Genomic DNA, 17088 nt, shown 5'->3' with positions numbered 1-17088 from the left:
GTGCCCCGGGGCGGGGCTTGCCTTACGCGCGCTTCTTCATCGCCTCGTCGCGCAGTTCGCGGCGCAGGATCTTGCCGACGTTGGTCTTCGGCAGCTCGTTGCGGAACTCGATGAACTTGGGACGCTTGTAGCCGGTGAGCTGCTCCTTGCAGAACGCCAGCAGCTTCTCCTCGGTGAGCGACGGATCGCGGCGCACCACGAACAGCTTGACCACCTCGCCCGAGTGCACGTCGGGCACGCCCACGGCCGCGACTTCCAGCACGCCGGGGCACATCGCCACCACGCCCTCGATCTCGTTCGGGTACACGTTGAAGCCGGACACCAGGATCATGTCCTTCTTGCGGTCGACGATCTTGGTGTAGCCGCGCGCGTCCATCACGCCCACGTCGCCGGTCTTGAAGAAGCCGTCGGCGTACATGACCTTGGCGGTCTCGTCGGGACGCTTCCAGTAGCCGGCCATGACCTGCGGACCGCGAAGGCAGATCTCGCCGGGCGTGCCGATGGGCTGGTCGCGACCTTCGTCGTCGCGGATGGCGATCTCGGTGGACGGCAGCGGCACCCCGATCGTGCCCGAGAAGACATCGGTATCGGTCGGGTTGCAGGTGGCCGAAGGCGAGGTTTCGGACAGCCCGTAGCCTTCGATGATCGGGCAGCCGGTCACCTCGAGCCACTTCTTGGCCACCGCTTCCTGCACCGCCATGCCGCCGCCGTTGGCCACGCGCAGGCGCGAGCAGTCCACGCTGGCGAACTCGGGATGGTTGAGCAGCGCGTTGTACAGCGTGTTGACCGCCGGGAACATGTGGAAGCGGTACCGCTTGAGCACCTTGATGAAGCCCGGGATGTCGCGCGGGTTGGGGATCAGCACCGCCAGGCCGCCCTTGCGCATCGACAGCAGGCAGCACACCGTCAGCGCGAAGATGTGATACAGCGGCAGCGCGGTGATGGTGACGACCTCATCGCCGGGCGCCAGCCGGCTGCCGTCGTGGGCCGGCTTGTCGAGCCCCGGCTGCATCCACGCCTCCGACTGCAGCACATTGGCGACGATGTTCCGGTGCAGCAGCGTCGCGCCTTTGGACACGCCGGTGGTGCCGCCGGTGTATTGCAGGAAGGCGATATCGTCGGGGCCGACCACGGTGGGCTTGAGCGCCAGCCTGGCGCCCGCCTCCAGCGCGGTGTTGAAGCGGATGCAGTTGGGCAGCTCCCACGCCGGCACCATCTTCTTGACGCTGCGCACGACGAAATTGACCAGCATGCCCTTCAGCCCGCCCAGCAGGTCGCCCATGCTGGCCACGACGATGTGCTTGACCGGCGTGTTCGGCAGCACCTGCTGCAGCGTGGTCGCGAAGTTCTCCAGGATGACGATGGCTTCCGCGCCGCTGTCCTTGAGCTGGTGCTCCAGTTCGCGCGGGGTGTAGAGCGGGTTGACGTTGACGACCACGTAGCCGGCGCGCAGCACGGCGGCCAGCGCCACCGGATACTGCAGCACGTTGGGCATCATCAGCGCGACGCGCGCGCCGGGCACCAGGCCCCGGGACTGCAGCCACGCCGCCAACTGGCGCGACAGCGCATCGACTTCGCCGTAGGTCAGCACCTTGCCCATGCACTCGAGGGCGCGGTGGTCACGGTTCTTCTGGAAGGAATCTTCAAGCAGATGCGCCAGGGATCGGTACTGCGACGCGTCGATCTCGGCGGGGACCCCGGGGGGATAGTGCTTCAGCCACGGTTTCTCCATGGATGTGTCTCCTGGCGAATGTCGATTTTTTTCGAATGGTCGTTCGATTTTTTCCCGCATCGTACGCGGATGAGTGTGTCAAAACAATAACTTAGACGGATCCCTCGGGCGCCCGGAAGTGCCCGAAGCTGCACTGCTGGCCGCCCGGGACATCTCCGCGCCCGGTGCAGTGGGCGGTGCCAGCGCCGTCAGCGCGGCGGTCCGCTCGGCCTGCGGCGCGCGCGCCATCGCCTTGACGTCGGCATAGAAGCGCGCCCAGTCGCCGCCGTCGCGCTGATACAGCGCCGTGAAAGCCGGCACCCACTGCAGGTAGCTGGCCACCGCGCCCAGGTGCGCATTCGACAGCGGCTGCGCGAACCAGCGATCGTAGCCAGCGTAGCCGCCCCAGCCTGCCTTGAGCTTGGCGTAATCGGCCCGCAGGCTGTCGAACAGCGCGCGTTTGCCGGCACGTTTCTCGTCATCGGATACGGGGCTGGCGTACAGCGCCTCCAGGCGGTTGCGGTAGTCCAGCAGCAAGGCGCGGAATTGTACGCGCCGGGCGTCATATGTGGCGTATTCCGCGCGAACCTCCGGGGTCGCGGCATCCGCCAGCCAGCGCTCGACGCCGATGGTCTCCACCGCGGTGGCGAAGGACTCGTTGAACGCCGTATCGCCCTTGGCGTAGACCACCTGGTGCGCGAGCTCGTGGAAGATCAGACGCGCCAGCTCGCCCTCCGGCAGGTTGACGAAGGTGTTGAGCAGCGGATCGTCGAAGTACCCGAGCGTGGAGTACGCGGGAATGCCCGCCACGTCCACGTCCCAGCCCTGGGCGCGCAGCGTGTCGGCGTAGGCCTGGGCGGCGTTGCGGTCGTAGTAGCCGCGATAGGTCACGCAGCCGACCACCAGGAAGCACCACGTCTTGAGCTTGACCGACAGTTCGGGCGCGGCGAACACGTTCCACACCGCGAACGGGCGCTTGATGTTGGCGTAGACGCGGTAGCTGTGGTTATCGGGCAGCTCGAGCTCGCGCGAGGCATAGGCGCGGATGGCGCGGGCATCCTCCAGCCGGCGGGCGAGCCGGTCGTCATGCGCCTGGCGGGCGTTCTCGATGGCTTCATCGAGCGACTGCCGCTGCGCCATCAGCGACAGGTGCCCGGTGACCGACTGGTAGTAATAGCCGACCGTATCGCAGCCGGTCAGCAACGCCGCGCCGGCCATGGACAGCGCCAACACCCCCGCACGAAAGCCGCGCATACCGGTCGGGTCCTCAGGCTGCCTGCGCCGCCGGTGCGACCTCCACCAGGCAGTCGTAGAAGGTGGGGGCCCGGCCCATGTCAGTCAGGCGCTGGCTGGTCAGTTCGTTGGCGTTGGTACCGTCCGGCGCCAGCTTCTTCCACCAGATCGACAGGCCGACCACCACGCCCGGCCGGGCGCGATCGGTCACGCGGGCGCGGGCGTGCATGGTGCCGCGGTCGTTGAAGACGCGAACCATGCTGCCGTCGGCCACGCCGCGCGCGTGCGCGTCGGCCGGGTGGATGTCGAGATGCGGTTCGCCCTCGGTGTTGCGCAGACTGTCCACGTTGACGAAGGTCGAGTTGAGGAAGTTGCGCGCCGGCGGCGAGATCATCGACAGCGGATAGCGCCTGGCCAGTTCCGGCGCGCTGACGGGCGATTCGTGCGGCGGCACATGGCCGGGCAGCGGGTCGAGGCCGTCGCGGGCCATCTGCCCGGAGTAGAACTCGCAGCGGCCGGACGGCGTGCGGAAGCCGCCGCGCGCGAACGGCGCGGCTGGGTGCGCCAGCTTCTGCCAGCCCGCGCGCTTGAGCGTGGCCCAGTCGATGTGGGCGGCGGACGGGTCGCCGCGGCGCAGGGCCTGGGCGGCGATGTCGTCGTCGGAATCGGCGAAGCACGGATCGGCAAACCCCATGCGCTGCGCGAGGCGGCGGAAGATCTCCGTGTTCGGCAGCGCCTGGCCCAGCGGCGCGATGGCGGCGTTGTTGGCCAGCATGTAGGTATGGCCGTAGGCCTTGTGCACGTCGACGTGTTCGAGCTGCGTGGTGGCGGGCAGCAGGATGTCGGCGTAGTCGGCGGTGTCGGTCCGGAAGTGCTCCAGCACGACCGTGAACAGATCTTCGCGCGCGAAGCCGGCGGCCACCTTGCGCGATTCCGGCGCCACCGCCACCGGATTGCTGTTGTAGACGACCACGGCCTCCACCTTCGGGCCGAACGACGCATCGCCCGGGTGCAGCAGCGCATCGCCGATGGTGCTCATGTTGAGGGTGCGCGGCTGCGCGGGCCAGCCGGGCAGCAGGTCAGGGCGCTGCAAGGCCGCGGTGTCGATCGGGAAGAAGCCCGAGGTCGACAGCTGCAGCCCGCCGGCCGGCGCGCGCCACGCGCCCACCAGCGACGGCAGGCACGCCACCGCGCGCACGCCCTGCCCGCCGCCGTGGGCGCGCTGCATGCCGTAGTTCAGGCGGATGGCCACGGGCTGGCGCTCGCGCACGGCGGTGGTGCCATACAGCGTGGCCAGCCATTCGATGTCGGCGGCATCGATGCCGCACAGCGCGGCGGCGTACTCGGGCGTGTACTGCCGCGCGCGCTCGCGCAGCGCCTCGAAGCCCAGCGTGTGATCGGCGATGTAGCCGTGGTCGAGCAGGTCGTCACGGATCAGCACATGGATCATCGCCAGCGCCAGCGCCGCATCGGTGCCGGGGCGCACGGCCAGATGCCGGTGGCACTTCTCGGCCGTCAGCGAGCGGTACGGATCGATCGCCACCAGCGTGGCGCCGCGCCGCTTGGCCTCCTGGGCGCGCGTCCAGAAATGCAGGTTGGAGGCGATCGGATTGCCGCCCCAGATCAGGATCAGCCGGGCGTCCTGCACGTGCTCGATGTCCATGCCGAGGCTCGCGCCATACGTGTAGCGCAGCGCCGTCGCGCCGGCCGAGGCGCAGATGGTGCGGTCCAGCAGCGACGCACCCAGCCTGTGGAAGAAGCGCGCGGCCATGCTTTCGCCCTGCACCAGGCCCATGGTGCCCGCATAGCTGTATGGCAGGATGGCCTGCGGGCTGCGCGCCGCGATCCTGCCCAGGCGGGCGGCAATGGTGTCGAGCGCCTCGTCCCACGAGATCGGCGCGAACCTGCCCTCGCCCTTGGCGCCGATGCGCTTCATCGGTGTCAGCAGCCGGTCGGGGTGATAGGTGCGTTCGGCGTAGCGGTTGACCTTGGTGCAGAGCACGCCCTGCGTGGTCGGATGCTCCGGATCGCCCTGCACGCGCGTGGCGCGGCCGCCCTCCACGGTGACGAGCAAGGCGCAGGTGTCGGGGCAGTCGTGCGGACACGCGGCACGGATGACTTGGGTGGACATCGGGAGCTCCGGAGTGGGGCGGCGGGCGGTGCCGTCTTCGTCCGGGCATTGTAATCGCCCGCTACATGCGCCGCTGCGGCGTCGAGCCGCGCGCCACCAGCCGCCCCGTCAGCAGCACCCGGCGCGTGGGCAATTCGGGTTGCGCCAGCCGCTCCTGCAGCATCGTCATCGCCAGGCGCCCGATGTCGTAGACCGGCTGTTCGATCACGGTGACGCCCGGTCCGGCCAGCTCCGTCCACGGCTCGTTGTCGAAACCGGCCACGGCGATGTCGCCCGGCACGTCCAGCGACAGACGGCGGATCGCCCGCAGCACGCCCAGCAGCGACTGCGCATTGCTGGCGACCAGCGCGTCGGGCCGCTCGCCCGAGGCCAGCCATGCCAGCGTTTCGGCTTCGGCGGCCTCGGCGGTGGGCAGGATGAAGCGCGCATCGATCGCCAGGCCGTGGCGGGCCAGCCCGGCGGCCACGCCCGCGTGTCGCTCCGCGCCGGTGCTGCTGGTGCGGCCGAACAGCCCGCCGATGCGCCGGTAGCCGTGCTGCGCCAGATGCTCGGCCAGCGCCTGCGCCGCCTGCTGGTTGTCGAGCACCACGGCGTCGACGCCGCAGGCCGGGCCGGCGCGGTCAATCAGCACCACCGGGAACCCGAGCACCACCGGCGCCGGCGATTCGGCGATGCGGCGCGTGGGCGACAGGATCACGCCGGTCACGCGCTCCTCCTCCATCAGGCGCAGGTACATCGCTTCCTTGTCGGGATCCTCGTCGGAATTGCACAAGATCACGCGCAGGCCGGCCGCGTAGGCGGCGTCCTCCACCGCCCGGCTGACGCTGGTGAAGAACGGGTTGCGGATGTCCGACACGATCAGCCCGACGGTCTGCGCCTGCTGCGAGCGCAGCCGCCGCGCCGACAGGTTGGGCCGATAGCCCGACGCCGCCACCGCGGCATCGACACGCTTGCGCAGCGCCTCGCTGACCGGCCCGCCGGCCAGCGCGCGCGACACCGTTGCCACCGACACCCCGGCCGCCGCCGCGACATCCTTGATCCGGACCGTCATCACTGAAATCGTTTCCAAAGAAAGCGCCATGATAGCGAATGCCGACACGGCGACCAACGGCCGCCACACTCGGGAATTCCCCAGCATTGAGCACAATCATTCACTTATTGGTGGCGCTACGACGCACCGCACATTGACACGGACAATGTAATCGATTTCAATCCGACCACATCAACGACACGCCCGCCGCGCCCGCGAGCCCGGCGATCGCAGGAGACACCGTCGCATGCCGTCCCCCCTCATCTGCGCCGAGCGCATCCGCCTGCAGCAGCGCGCCACCGACAAGACCAGCGCCATCCGGGCCGCCGGCCGGCTGCTGGCCGACACCGGGTGCATCGACCCGGCGTACATCGACAGCCTGCTGCGCCGCGAGACGGTGGCCAACACCTTCCTCGGCCACGGCGTCGCCATTCCGCACGGCATGGGCGAGGACCGCCACCTGATCCGCCAGACCGGCATCGCGGTGCTGCAGTTTCCCGACGGGCTGGAATGGCACCCGGGCCAGACCACGCATCTGGTGTTTGCGATTGCGGCGCAGTCGGACGAGCACATCACACTGCTGCGCCGGCTGACCCGCCTGCTGAACGACGACGCGCGTCTGCGCCAGCTGTTTTCCACGCAGCGGGCGGAGGACATCGTCGCCGCGCTGTCGCAGGATGCGCCGGCCCCGGCGGCAAGCGCTCCGGGCGGCGATCTGGCCGAACGGCTGGCGCTGACGCTGGACTACCCCAGCGGCCTGCACGCCCGCCCCGCTGCTCAGTGGGTCGAGACCGCGCGCCGGTTCGCCGCGCGCGTGCAGGTCCGCCATGGCGCGGAGACAGCCGATGCCAAGAACCTGGTGGCGCTGCTGCAGTTGGGGCTGGCCGCCGGCGCCGCGCTCACGCTGTCGGCCGAGGGGCCGGATGCCCGCGCCGCGCTGACGGCGCTGCAGCACACCATCCGCAGCCTGACGGCTCAGGAGCGCGCCCAGGCCGCACGCGACACGCAAGCCGCCCGTACGCGCCAGATCGCACGCGGCTGGCAGCCCGCGGCGGACCTGCCCGCCATCGGCGGCATCGGCGCGAGCCCCGGGCTGGCCATCGGCACCGTCCACGTCATGCAGCCGGGGGTCTCGGCGATACCCGACCATCCGGTTCCGCTGGCCACGGGCGGCGATCTGCTGGACCGCGCCCTGGCCGACACGCGCGCCGAACTGGCTGCGCTCGCCCGCGACACCGCCGCGCGGCTGGGCGAAGCCGAGGCCGGCATCTTCAAGGCCCAGGCCGAACTGCTGGGCGACACCGACCTGATGACGCTGACCTGCCAGGCGATGGTCGAGGGCCACGGCGTGGCATGGTCGTGGCATCACGCCGTGGAGCGGCTGGCCGAGCGGCTGGCGGCGCTGGGCAATCCGCTGCTGGCCGCGCGCGCCGCCGACCTGCGCGATGTGGGCCGGCGCGTGCTCGGCCATCTCGATCCCGCCCTGCGCGGCACGGCGCAGGCGCTGCCGGACGGGCCGTGCATCCTGGTGGCGCAAGACCTGTCGCCGTCGGACACCGCCGCCCTGGATACCCGCCGCATCGCCGGCATCGTCACCGCGCAGGGCGGCCCCACCTCGCATACCGCCATCCTGACGCGCACGCTGGGCATTCCCGCAGTGGTCGCGGCCGGACCGGCCGTGCTGGACGTGGCCTCCGGCACACAGGCCATCGTCGACGGCTCCGGCGGCCAGCTGTATCTCGACCCGGATGCCGCCGCCGTCGCCGGCGCCGAGGCCTGGCTGCGGGAAGACGCCGCGCGGGCGCAGCGCGAGCAGGCCGAACGCGGCCTGCCGGCCCGCACGCGCGACGGCCACGCGGTGGAGATCGCCGCCAACGTCAACCTGCCCGCGCAAGCCATCGAGGCCGTCACCCTGGGCGCCGAAGGCGTGGGCCTGATGCGCACCGAGTTCCTCTTCCTCGAGCGCGACCATGCCCCGGACGAAGACGCGCAGCACGAGGTCTATGCCGCCATGCTCGGCGCCCTGGGCGGCCGTCCGCTGATCGTGCGCACGCTCGACATCGGCGGCGACAAGCAGGTCCCGCACCTGAACCTGCCCAAGGAGGAGAACCCCTTCCTGGGCGTGCGCGGCGCGCGGCTGCTGCTGCGCCGGCCCGACCTGATGGAGCCGCAGCTGCGCGCGCTCTACCGCGCGGCCTGCGGCGGCGGCCCGCTGTCCATCATGTTCCCGATGATCACGTCGCTCGGCGAGGTGATCGCCCTGCGCGCCGCCTGCGAGCGCATCCGCGCCGAACTCGATGCGCCGGCGGTGCCGCTGGGCATCATGGTGGAAGTGCCGGCCGCCGCGCTGCTGGCCGACCAGCTGGCCGAGCACGTCGATTTCTTCTCGATCGGCACCAACGACCTCACGCAGTACACGCTGGCGATCGACCGCCAGCACCCCGACCTCGCCGCCGAGGCCGACAGCCTGCACCCCGCCGTGCTGCGGCTGATCCAGTTGACCGTGCAAGGCGCGGCGCGGCACGGCCGCTGGGTGGGCGTGTGCGGCGGACTGGCCGGCGACCCGTTCGGCGCCCTGCTGCTGACGGGCCTGGGCGTGCACGAACTGTCGATGAGCCCGCGGGACATCCCCGCCGTGAAAGCGCGCCTGCGCGATGCCCATGTCCGGCAACTGACCGAGCTGGCCGGGCAGGCGCTCGCCTGCGCATCGGCCGAAGACGTGCGGGCGCTCGAAGCCACCCTCCCCGCTCATCGCGCCGGCACGGAGATGGCCGCAGCATGACCCAGCGCATCGTCACCGTCACCCTGAATCCGGCCATCGACATGACGGTCGGCCTGGACCGGCTCGAACGCGGCCATGTCAACCTCGGCCGCAGCGTCACGCACCAGGCCGGCGGCAAGGGCGTCAACGTGGCCGGCTGCCTGGCCGACTGGCAGGTGCCCGTGGTGGCCACCGGCCTGCTGGGCGAAGCCAATACCGAACTGTTCGAAGCGCTGTTCGCGCGCAAGGGCGTGGCCGACAGCTTCTGCCGCGTGCCCGGCACCAACCGCACCAATATCAAGATCAGCGATCAGTCCGACGGGCAGACCACCGACATCAACCTGCCCGGGATCACGGCAGCGCCCGCGGACCTCGACGCCGTCTGCGAGCGCGTCGATGCGGTGGCTGACGTGGCAGGCATCGCGCTGTGCGGCAGCCTTGCGGGCGGCTTGCCCGCCGACACCTACGTCCGCCTGCTGGCACGCCTGAACCGGCGCGGCGCGCGCACGCTGCTCGACACCAGCGGCGCGCCGCTCACGCACGCCCTGGCCGCACCGCGCGAAGCCCTGCCCACCGCGATCAAGCCCAACCGGCACGAACTGGAACTGTGGGCCGGTAGGCCGCTGCCGGCGCTGCAGGATGTGGTGGATGCCGCGCGCGGCATCCACGCGCGCGGCGTGGCGCAGGTCATCGTCTCGCTGGGCGAGCAAGGCGCCCTGTTTGTGACCGGCGAAGGCATCTGGCAGGCCAGTCTGCCGCCGGTGCGCGCCGCCAGCACGGTCGGCGCGGGCGATGCCATGGTGGCCGGCGTGCTGGCCGGCTGGCACGCCGGCGCCTCGACCGAAGAGACCGTCCGCCTGTCGGTGGCGTTTGCCGCCTGCAAGCTGCAGCGCATCGGCCCCCACCTGCCGCCGCAGCAGCAGGTACGCGAGCGCGCCGCCGCCGTGCACATGCAGCGGATGGCCTGACGCCCCGCTCAACCGATTCCAAGGAGCTAGACATGCCCCATCTGTTGGCAATTCTCAGCGCGGACAGCCACAGCACGCGCCCCCTGCTGGCCGGCGAAGCGCTGCGGCATGCGGCGCAGCAAGCCGGCTGCCGGCTCGACGTGGACGTGCGCACACCCGACACCCTGTCGGCGGTGGCCGCCACCGCACTGGCCAACGCCGACGCGGTGGTGTGGGCCGGTGTCGCGCCCGACGCCGCCGCGCGCCAGGCCAATCCGCGCATGATCGAGGTGGCCCTCGACGATGTGCTGGCCGATGCCCGCGCTGTGCTGGCGCGCATGCTGGACAGCCCCCCCGCCCCGCCCACTGCGGCCGAACAAGGCCGGCGCATCGTCGCCATCACCTCGTGCCCGACCGGCATCGCCCATACCTTCATGGCCGCCGAGGCACTGACCCAGGCAGCCAGCGCACTCGGCCACCCCATCCATGTCGAGACGCAGGGCTCGGTGGGGGCGCAGAACACCTTGTCGGCCGACGCGATCGCCCAGGCAGACATCGTGCTGATCGCTGCAGACACGCAGGTCGATCTGTCGCGCTTCGAGGGCAAGCGCGTCTTCCGCAGCGGCACCAAGGCCGCCATCCACGACGGGCAGGCGCTGATCCGCCGCGCGCTGGCCGAGGCCGCCGTCGCCGCGCCCAGCGGGCAGGTCCGGGCCGATGCCGGCGCGAGCGCAACCCCCGCCGAACAGCAGCGCACCGGACCTTACAAACACCTGATGACCGGAGTGTCGTTCATGCTGCCTTTCGTGGTAGCCGGCGGCATCCTGATCGCGCTGGCCTTTGCCGTGGGCGGCATCTACGCCGCCGACGACGCGGCGCGCGGCACGCTCGGCTGGGCCCTGTTCCAGATTGGCGCCAAGTCCGCCTTTGCGCTGATGGTGCCGGCGCTGGCCGGGTACATCGCCTACTCCGTCGCCAACCGGCCCGGCATCGCCCCCGGCATGGTCGGCGGCATGCTGGCCGCGAGCCTCGGCGCGGGCTTCCTGGGCGGCATCGTGGCCGGGTTCGTGGCCGGCTACGGCACCTCGGCGCTCAACCGGTGGCTGCGGCTGCCGCGCAACCTCGACGGCCTCAAGCCGGTGCTGATCCTGCCGGTGCTCGGCTCGCTGCTGACAGGCCTGGTGATGCTCTATGTCGTGGGCGCGCCGGTGGCCGCGCTGCTGGCCTCGCTGACCGCCTGGCTGCGCGGCATGCAGGGCGCCAACGCCGTGCCGCTGGGCGCGCTGCTGGGCGGCATGATGGCATTCGACATGGGCGGACCGGTCAACAAGGCCGCCTATGCCTTCAGCACCGGCCTCATCGGCAGCCAGGTCTACACGCCGATGGCCGCGACCATGGCCGCCGGCATGACGCCGCCGCTGGGCATCGCGCTGGCGGCCTGGCTGTTCCCCTCGCGCTTCACCGGCGAGGAACGGCAGGCCGCGCGTGCCACCGCCGTGCTCGGCCTGGCCTTCATCAGCGAAGGCGCGATCCCGTATGCCGCGCGCGATCCGCTGCGCGTCATTCCCGCGCTGGTGACCGGTTCGGCCTGTGCCGGCGCGCTGTCGATGCTGTTCGGCGTCGAGCTGCGCGTGCCCCACGGCGGCGCGTTCGTGCTGCCGATTCCCAATGCGGTCACGCACCTGGGCGGCTACGTGGTGGCGCTCGTCGCCGGCACCGTGCTGACAGCCGTGCTGCTGGCGCTGCTCAAGCGCCGCGTAGCCGCCACCGCCTGACGCCCGCCCGCGGCGTCCATGACGCCGCTGCCCCGTATCAAAAACACCGCAGTCTTAGCAATTCCCCCCTTGCCTGTCACGCAAGTTTGGCTATGATGGCCGGCGTTCGAGCCCGGTACCGGCATGTTCGCCGGTGTACCGGGCGTTTAATCTTTGAGGGGAAGAATATGCAACGACGCAGCATCATCGGATGGCGCGCGACGCTCGTGGCGGGCGTGCTCGGCATGGCGGCCTTCGGCGCACAGGCCGAGACCGGCGTGACCAACGACGCCATCATCATCGGCCAGTCCGCGGCCATGAGCGGCCCGGCAGGCAAGCTCGGCCAGCAGATGAACCTGGGCGCCAAGCTGTATTTCAAATCCATCAACGCCGCCGGCGGCATCTACGGCCGCAAGATCGAACTGAAGGTGCTCGACGACTTCTATGAGCCCGAGGCCGCCGAGCGCAACACCAAGACACTGATCAACGACACCAAGGTGTTCGCCCTGTTCGGCTATGTCGGCACGCCGACCAGCCTGGCGGCCCTCAAGGTGGCCAACCCGGCGGGCGTGCCCTTCTTCGCACCGTATTCCGGCGCCATAGCGCTGCGTGAGCCGTTCGCCCGCAACGTCTTCCACGTACGCGCCAGCTATAACGACGAGACGGCAGCCATCGTCCAGCAGATCCGCACCACGGGCCACAAGCGCGTGGCCGTGGTCTACAACGATGACAGCTACGGTGCCGCCGGCCTGGCGGGTGTCAAGCGTGCACTGGCGCTGCCCGAGAACAAGGCCGTGGCGCTCGCGGTGGAAGCCAGCGTGCCGCGCAACAGCACCACAGTGAAAGCCGCATTGAGCAAGGTGCTCCCGAGCAAGGCCGACTCCGTCGTCGTCATCAGCACGTACCAGACCACGGCGGCGCTGGTGAAGGAAGCGCTGGCGGAGGGCTTCACGGGCCAGTTCTACAACGTATCGTTCGTCGGCACGAAGGAGCTGGCGGATGCGCTGGGCTCGGCCGGTGGCGGCGTGGTCGTCTCGCAAGTGATGCCCTTCCCGCACAGCATGTCGTCGGCGCTGACGCGCGACTACGAGAAGCTGCTCAAGGCCGACGGCGTCACCTCGTTCGACTACGGCAGCATGGAAGGCTATATCGCCGCGCGCATCTTCGTGGAAGGCCTCAAGCGCGCCGGCCGGGATCTGACGCGCGAGAAGCTGATCACCGCGCTCGAGACGATGGGCTCCACCGACCTTGGCGGCTTTGCGGTCAGCTTCTCGCCGACCAACCACGTCGCCTCGAAGTTCGTCGAGATGACCGTCATCAACTCGCACGGGCAGGTGATCCGCTGAACGCGCATCGCTTGCACCAGCAAGAAACCGGGCCATGCGCCCGGTTTTTTGTTGCCCCTACGCCTCGCGGTTGACGGCATCGAACGCCACCAGCGCGCGGAGGATCCGCCGCAGGCCGGCATCGGCAGGCGGCAAGGCAGCGGCAATCGCGTCGACGCGCATCGGGCGATAGGGCCGTGGCCTATGGCTGATCGTTCAGATGGCACGCGGAAAACCGCAGCGGCGCGATCTCTTTGAGCGCCGGCGACTTCCACCCTGCAGCGCGGCATCGCATGCGGGCAGCGCGGGTGGAAATGGCAGCCGGGCGGCGGATCCAGCGGCGACGGGATCTCGCCGGAAATCGCCACGTAGGTCTTCTTGCGCACCTCCAGTTTGGGGGCTTCGGCAAGCAAGGCCCGCGTATACGGATGGTTGGGCGACGCGAAGATCGCCTCGGTGGGCGCGGACTCCACCACCCGGCCCAGGTACATGATCACCACGCGGTCGCTGATGTGCTTGACCACGCCCAGATCGTGGCTGATGAACAGGTAGGTCAGATTCAGCTGCTCGCGCAGGCGGATGAACAGGTTCAGCACCTGCGCCTGGATCGACACGTCCAGCGCCGCCACCGACTCGTCGCAGACCAGGAACTCCGGCTTGACCGCCAACGCCCGCGCGATGCCGATCCGCGCCCGCTGCCCGCCCGAGAACTGGTGCGGAAAGCGCCGCATCACGCTCGGGTCCAGGCCCACGCGCGTGAGCATCTCGGCCACGTAGTCGCGCTGGGCGGCCGCCTCGACCATGCCATGCACCACCGGCGCCTCGCCGACGATGTCCTGCACGCGCAGTCGGGGGTTCAGCGAGGCATACGGGTCCTGGAAGATCATCTGGATGGCGAGCTGCTTCTCGCGGCGGCGCTCGGGCTGCAGACGATCGAGGTCGATGCCCTTCCACAGCCGCATGCCGGCGGTCGGCTTGTGCAGGCCCACGACCAGCCGGCCCAGCGTGGATTTGCCGCAGCCCGACTCGCCCACCAGCCCGACCACCTCGCCGGCGGCAATATCGAGATCGACATGGTCGACGGCATGCACCACCTCTTCCCGCAGGCCCGCGCCGAACCAGTTGGCGATGCGCGACGAGAGGTCCAGCCCTTTGACGAAGCGCTTGGACATGCCCCGCAGCGACAGGATCGGCACCCGCAGCCCGGGCTCGGCGGACGGCGCCTCGACGGCCACGGCGGCATCGTGTTCGGGATGCGTCGCGCTCATGCGGCGGTCTCCTCGGGGCGTTGGGTCACGGGGTGAAAGCAGCGCAGCGCGCGGCCGTCGTCGAGCCGCTCGAGCGCGGGCGCCTGCTTGCAAATGTCGGAGGCAAAGGCACAGCGCTCGCGGAACGCGCACCCGCCGGGCAGCGCCAGCAGCGACGGCGCCATGCCGGGAATCTGCCGCAGCGGCACGCCGCGCGGGTTGCGCGACGGCGCCGAGGCGATCAGCCCGAAGGTGTACGGATGGCGCGGCGTCTCCAGCACCTGCTGCACGCTGCCCTGCTCGACGATGCGACCGGCGTACATCACGCACACGGTATCGGCCAGGCCCGCCACCACGGAAAGATCGTGCGTGATCCAGATCAGCGCGGTCCCGCTCTCGCGGCACAGCGTCTGCACCTCGGCCAGGATCTGGCCCTGGATGGTCACGTCCAGCGCCGTGGTCGGCTCGTCGGCGATGATCAGGTCCGGCTTGTTGAGCAGCGCGATGGCGATGGCCACCCGCTGCCGCATGCCGCCCGAGAACTGGTGCGGATACGCCTGCAGCCGCGCCTCCGGCGACGGGATGCCGACCCTGGCCAGCGCCTCCCGCGCCATCTCGCGCGCCCGCTGCCGGCTCACGCGCTGATGCGCCAGCACCGCCTCGGTCATCTGCGTATCGATGCGCAGGACCGGGTTCAGCGTCATCATCGGATCCTGGAAGATCATGGCGATGCGGTTACCGCGCATGTCGCGCATCTGCCCGGCCGGCAGCGTGCGCAGGTCGTGCGTCACGCCATCGCGCCCGGTCAGCTCGATGCAGCCGCCGACCACGCGCCCGGGCGGGTCGATCAGGCCCATGATCGAATAGCCGGTCATCGACTTGCCCGAGCCGGACTCGCCGACCAGGCCCATGATCTCCCCGCGCCCGACCGCGAACGACACGTCGTCGACCGCCCGCGCGACGCCGCCACGCGTGGTGAACTCGGTCTTCAGGCCCTCGACGGCGAGCGTCGGCCTGGCGGTGGCGGACATCGTCATAGCGTCTGCAAGCGGGGGTTGAGCACGTCGCGGAGCTGGTCCGAGACCAGGTTCATCGACACGATGGTCAGCAGCAGCGCCAGGCCGGGAAAGAAGCTGATCCAGTACTTGCCCGACAGCATGTACTGGAAGCCGTTGGCGATCAGCAGCCCCAGCGACGGCTCGGTGATCGGCACCCCCAGCCCCAGGAACGACAGCGTCGCCTCCAGCGTGATCGCCGAAGCCACCTGCAGCGCCGCGATCACGATCAGCGGCGGCAGGCAGTTCGGCAGCAGATGGCGGAACATGATGCGCGACGGCGGCAGGCCCAGCACCTGCGCCGCCTCGATGTATTCGCGCCGGCGCTCCACCAGCGCCGCGCTGCGCGTGGTGCGCGCGTAGTACGCCCATTGCACCGCCACCAGCGCGATCACGATGTTGGCCAGGCCCGGCCTGAGCAGCGCCAGCAGGATCAGCGCCAGCAGGATCGGCGGAAACGACAGCTGCAGGTCGGCGATCCGCATGATGAGCGATTCGATGCGCCCGCCCGCGAAGCCGGCGATCAGCCCCAGCACCGTGCCCAGCACCAGCGCGATCACCGTGCTCACCGCGCCCACGCCCACGCTGATACGCAGGCCATAGAGGATGGCGGACAGGATGTCGCGCCCCTGGTCATCCGAGCCGAGCAGGAAGATCATGCCATCGCCGGATTTCTCGCCGGGCGCGAGGCGCGAATCGAGCACGTCGAGCCTGGACAGATCGTACGGGTTCTGCGGCGCAATCCACGGCGCCGCCAACGCCACGACAATGATGATCGCCAGCACGATCACGCCGATCACCGCCGCGCGGCTGGCGCAGAACTGGCGCACGAAGCGGCGCAGCGGCGTTTCTTCTGCGGCCGGCCTGGCGGTCGCGGTGGTGGAAGTCGTCATGTCAGCTCCGGCTTTCGGACAGGCGCACGCGCGGATCGAGCACGCCGTAGATCAGGTCGACCACCAGATTGATCAGGATGAACAGCGTCACGATCACCAGCAGATAGGCCACGATCACCGGACGGTCGAGCAGTTGGATCGAATCGATGATCAGCTTGCCCATCCCCGGCCAGGCGTAGATCGATTCGGTGACGATGGAAAACGCGATCACCGAACCGAACTGCAGGCCCACCACTGTCACGATCGGGATCAGGATGTTCTTCAGCACATGCACCCCAACGATGCGCGCGTTCGACAGCCCCTTGGCGCGCGCGAACTTCACGTAGTCCTGCAGCATCGCCTCCTGTGTCCCCGCGCGCGTCAGCCTGATCACCATGGCGATGTTGAGCAGCGACAGTGTCACGCCCGGCAGAATCAGGTGCCGCAGCCCGTCGAGCGTCAGAAAGCTCACCGGGATGCCGAACAGCAACCGCGTCTCGCCCCGCCCGTTGGACGGCAGCCAGCCCAGCTGCACAGCGAACACCATGATCAGCATCAGCCCGACCCAGAACGTCGGCAGCGAAAACCCCAGGATCGACACCGTCATGATGGTGCGGTTGGCCACCCCGTTCGGCCGCAGCCCCGCCCACAGCCCGAGCGGAATCCCCAGCACGATCGCCAGCAGCATGGCGAACACCGCCAGCTCGAACGTCGCCGGCATGCGCTCGAAGATCAGCTTGAGCGCGGGCGTGCCGTGCGCGAACGACACGCCCAGGTTGCCCTGCAGCGCGCCCTTCAGGAAGTACAGGTACTGCTGCCACAGCGGCTTGTCGAGCCCCAGCGCGGCGATCGTGCGCGCGATGTCCTGCTGGTCCGCCTGCGGGTTGATGAGGATGTCGACCGGATTGCCAATGGCGTACACGCCCAGGAACACCAGGATCGACATCACCAGCAACACCGCCACCGATTCCAGCAGCCGTCGAATCAGGAACACCAGCATCGGAGACTCGCCCGGTTACGTG

The 17088-nt window shown here is 69.8% G+C and carries 11 protein-coding genes and 1 pseudogene; 4 read left to right on the top strand and 8 right to left on the bottom strand.

Features of this window, described 5'->3' with window-relative positions; genetic code table 11:
• Nucleotides 1–22: 22 nt before the first annotated feature.
• The 4 genes from GO999_RS02670 to GO999_RS02655 all read right to left on the bottom strand — a co-directional run bounded on the left by GO999_RS02670 (nucleotide 23) and on the right by GO999_RS02655 (nucleotide 6126).
• Nucleotides 23–1732, bottom strand: a complete 1710-nt coding sequence (locus GO999_RS02670) for a long-chain fatty acid--CoA ligase (RefSeq protein WP_071013033.1) — start codon at nucleotides 1730–1732, stop codon at nucleotides 23–25.
• Between the two features lie 78 nt (nucleotides 1733–1810).
• Nucleotides 1811–2965, bottom strand: a complete 1155-nt coding sequence (locus GO999_RS02665; RefSeq protein WP_019718210.1) for an aminopeptidase — start codon at nucleotides 2963–2965, stop codon at nucleotides 1811–1813.
• Nucleotides 2966–2978: 13 nt separating this feature from the next.
• Nucleotides 2979–5075: a molybdopterin-containing oxidoreductase family protein gene (locus GO999_RS02660; RefSeq protein ID WP_211906521.1), complete on the bottom strand. Its 2097-nt coding sequence runs from the start codon at nucleotides 5073–5075 to the stop codon at nucleotides 2979–2981.
• Between the two features lie 61 nt (nucleotides 5076–5136).
• Nucleotides 5137–6126 (bottom strand): LacI family DNA-binding transcriptional regulator, encoded by a 990-nt coding sequence (locus GO999_RS02655; protein ID WP_011002766.1) that lies wholly within the window; start codon nucleotides 6124–6126, stop codon nucleotides 5137–5139.
• A gap of 226 nt (nucleotides 6127–6352) precedes the next feature.
• On the opposite strand from GO999_RS02655, the gene ptsP reads away from it, so the two are divergent.
• From ptsP to GO999_RS02635, 4 genes are all read left to right on the top strand, one after another.
• Complete coding sequence (gene ptsP / locus GO999_RS02650) at nucleotides 6353–8887, top strand: phosphoenolpyruvate--protein phosphotransferase (RefSeq protein WP_028861008.1); 2535 nt, start codon at nucleotides 6353–6355, stop codon at nucleotides 8885–8887.
• Nucleotides 8884–9834, top strand: a complete 951-nt coding sequence (pfkB, locus tag GO999_RS02645) for a 1-phosphofructokinase (protein ID WP_165591149.1) — start codon at nucleotides 8884–8886, stop codon at nucleotides 9832–9834. Before ptsP ends, pfkB begins: the two co-directional genes overlap by 4 nt.
• Nucleotides 9835–9866: 32 nt before the next feature.
• On the top strand, nucleotides 9867–11588 hold the full coding sequence (locus GO999_RS02640) for a PTS fructose transporter subunit IIC (RefSeq protein ID WP_211906520.1): 1722 nt from the start codon (nucleotides 9867–9869) through the stop codon (nucleotides 11586–11588).
• A gap of 167 nt (nucleotides 11589–11755) precedes the next feature.
• Complete coding sequence (locus tag GO999_RS02635; RefSeq protein ID WP_019718205.1) at nucleotides 11756–12913, top strand: ABC transporter substrate-binding protein; 1158 nt, start codon at nucleotides 11756–11758, stop codon at nucleotides 12911–12913.
• A gap of 181 nt (nucleotides 12914–13094) precedes the next feature.
• Here GO999_RS02635 and GO999_RS02630 read toward each other — a convergent pair.
• From GO999_RS02630 to GO999_RS02615, 4 genes and pseudogenes are all read right to left on the bottom strand, one after another.
• Nucleotides 13095–14160: pseudogene (locus GO999_RS02630) on the bottom strand (ABC transporter ATP-binding protein).
• Nucleotides 14157–15176: an ABC transporter ATP-binding protein gene (locus GO999_RS02625; RefSeq protein WP_020832738.1), complete on the bottom strand. Its 1020-nt coding sequence runs from the start codon at nucleotides 15174–15176 to the stop codon at nucleotides 14157–14159. The pseudogene GO999_RS02630 and the gene GO999_RS02625 overlap by 4 nt, the downstream one beginning before the upstream one ends.
• A complete protein-coding gene (locus GO999_RS02620; RefSeq protein ID WP_020832739.1) occupies nucleotides 15173–16087 on the bottom strand; it encodes an ABC transporter permease in 915 nt (304 codons plus the stop codon). Before GO999_RS02620 ends, GO999_RS02625 begins: the two co-directional genes overlap by 4 nt.
• A 1-nt stretch (nucleotide 16088) precedes the next feature.
• On the bottom strand, nucleotides 16089–17066 hold the full coding sequence (locus tag GO999_RS02615) for an ABC transporter permease (protein WP_016724728.1): 978 nt from the start codon (nucleotides 17064–17066) through the stop codon (nucleotides 16089–16091).
• Nucleotides 17067–17088 lie beyond the last annotated feature (22 nt).

The sequence above is a fragment of the Ralstonia nicotianae genome (genome assembly GCF_018243235.1).
In the GTDB taxonomy this organism is placed as follows: domain Bacteria; phylum Pseudomonadota; class Gammaproteobacteria; order Burkholderiales; family Burkholderiaceae; genus Ralstonia; species Ralstonia nicotianae.
Note: the sequence above shows the minus strand (reverse complement) of the source record. Positions and strands in the feature narration are given on the sequence as shown.